1 protein-coding gene and 1 pseudogene are annotated in these 2,057 nt (G+C 69.6%); one reads left to right on the top strand and one right to left on the bottom strand.

Annotation, left to right across the window (positions count from 1 at the left end; all coding sequences use genetic code 11):
- Positions 1-422: 422 nt before the first annotated feature.
- Complete coding sequence (locus CCN51_RS57740; protein WP_245881672.1) at positions 423-884, bottom strand: AfsR/SARP family transcriptional regulator; 462 nt, start codon at positions 882-884, stop codon at positions 423-425.
- On the opposite strand from CCN51_RS57740, the pseudogene CCN51_RS57735 reads away from it, so the two are divergent.
- Positions 852-2,057, top strand: a pseudogene (locus CCN51_RS57735) (hypothetical protein); the annotation flags it as partial. The gene CCN51_RS57740 and the pseudogene CCN51_RS57735 sit on opposite strands and share 33 nt — an antisense overlap.

The raw sequence follows: 2,057 nt of genomic DNA, 5'->3' as shown, positions 1-2,057 counted from the left end.
GCGGCACGGGCGCGGCGGCACCCTCGGCTTACGCCTGGGCGCCGCCGCGCCTTTGCTCTTGTCCGGGCTGAAGGCCGGCAAGGAATGAAAAGTGCTGGTAATGGGGGCAGGTCGTCAGGGGCCGGGGAGAGCGCAACAGGCCGTGTTCATTTGGCCGAGGGGCCGGGCGCCGGTGAGGTAGATCGGGGTGCGTTGCTGTACCGATATACAGTCGCCCTCACTGGCTCCCGGCTCGCAGGGGTTGTGACCTGCGGTGATCCGGCGTGCGGGGTGTCGCGTCCAAGGCCGGGCCCCGATTCGGCCCCCGGAACGAACCCCGGATCGACGGGGGGTATGCCAGCGAGCCACCCGGGCCACTCGGCGGGTGCCGGTGGCCACTGGCAGATGCCGAAGGTCCCGCCGCCTGGCGGGAGGGAAGCTGGTTATCCCAGGTGGGCGGTGCGGGTGCGGGTGGTGAGCAGCGCGCGGGTGGCGGGGTCTGGTTCGAGGCCGAGTTCTTTGAGGTTGCGTTCCAGGAGGGTGAAGGTGTGGCGGGCTGTGTCGTGTCGGCCCGCGGCTTGGTGCAGGCGGATGGCGTGCTGGTAGAGCCGTTCGTGGGTGGGGCTGAGGGTGATGGCCTTGTCCAGCAGGGCGAGTGCGTCGTCGGCGTCCTGGCGGGCGCCGGTGTGTTCCGCGTGGTGGGCGAGGGCTGCGACCGCGTCGGCGGCTTTGCTCGCGAGTGACGCGCGGACGCTGTCGCTCCAGGGGTAGTCGCCGCCGTGGGCGAAGGGGCCGTGATAATGCTCGGCGGCGCGGCGCAGTGCGGACAGTCGCTGGGGCGTGTGGGTGGTGGTCGCTGCCTCGTGGAGGGCTTGAGTGAAGGCGGCGAGGTCCGTTTCGATCATGCCGGGGTTGAGTTTGTGCAGTTCTCCGTGCAGCTGGATGAATTCAGCCCGGCTCTGCCCGGTGGCGGCGCGCAGCACGCGTCGTACAGCGCGGCGCAGGTTTTTCAGATCTCTTGCGACCTGGTCGGGGTCTTCGCTGAGGCGCAGGTTCCGGGCGATGTCGTCGGCGATCAGTCCAGTGGGATGGACTGCCAGGAGGGCGAGGAATTCTCGTACTTCATCACGCAGTCCCCCTCCGACGGGTTCGGGATTTCCCTGAACGTAGAGCGTTACTGGGCCGAGGACATTCAAGTGGACCGGCTTGGTCTGTTGTGGTTCCTCGGGTTTTACGGGCTCCGCGGGGTCTGGTCCGGCCGCCGGCGGCTCGTCATCGGACTCCTCGGCAGTGCCCTGTTCCAGGCTGTCGGGGGCAGGCGCGGCTGCTCGCGCGCCGGGGACCATGCGCAGGCGCGGTCGCTCGTCATGCCCGGTGAGCAGGACTTCCAGGACGTCGCGACCGGCCTGTGGGGCAAGGTGGAACAGCTGGAGGTCATCGAATTGTCCGCCGGTTGCCGTCTGTTGTGTGGCGGCGCCGTCATGGGCGATGTGCCAGCTTGTGGCGCCGGGCAGGGCGCCGAGGGTGAGGACGATGAGGGCGGCTTGCCAGCTGCGGTCGGCCAGAGTCGTCAGGCGTCCGGCGTGCGCGGCGTCCGGCTGGGCAAGGAGGACGAGAGAGCCCGGTCCGCGGCTCTCTTCTTCCCCGGCCTTTGTCGTTGCCGGCTCATCTTCGGTGTCTTGAGTGTCTCGTTGGTGGTGGGCGTGGGCGATGAGGTGTTCTTCCGCGCAGCGGATCGCGTGTTCGAAATCGTCGGTCACGGTCAGGGCGCTGAACTTCGGTGGCATGCCTGGCAGGAGACGATCGGCCAGGTCTTGGGTGAGGACGCCTTTCACCTGGGGCGTGCCGGGGCGTTGGCGTTCGGCGGCGGTGAGGATGCCGGTCAGCAGAGCGCGGGCGGCCGCCTCAGCGCCGGGGCCGGTCCAGGAGCAGCCGCCTGCCCGGGCGAGGGTGGCCAGTGGGACTTCGGCGGCGTTGGCGATCCCGATGGTCACGGTGGGGGCGGGCTGGGGTGGTGCGGGTGGGGTGCGGCGCGTGATCAGCGTTTTCGGATCGGCGTCTGTGGTGCGGGGCAGGGC

It is taken from the genome of Streptomyces milbemycinicus, from assembly GCF_002154605.1.
Classification (GTDB): domain Bacteria; phylum Actinomycetota; class Actinomycetes; order Streptomycetales; family Streptomycetaceae; genus Streptomyces; species Streptomyces milbemycinicus.
This window is presented reverse-complemented; position numbering and strand designations above follow the sequence as displayed.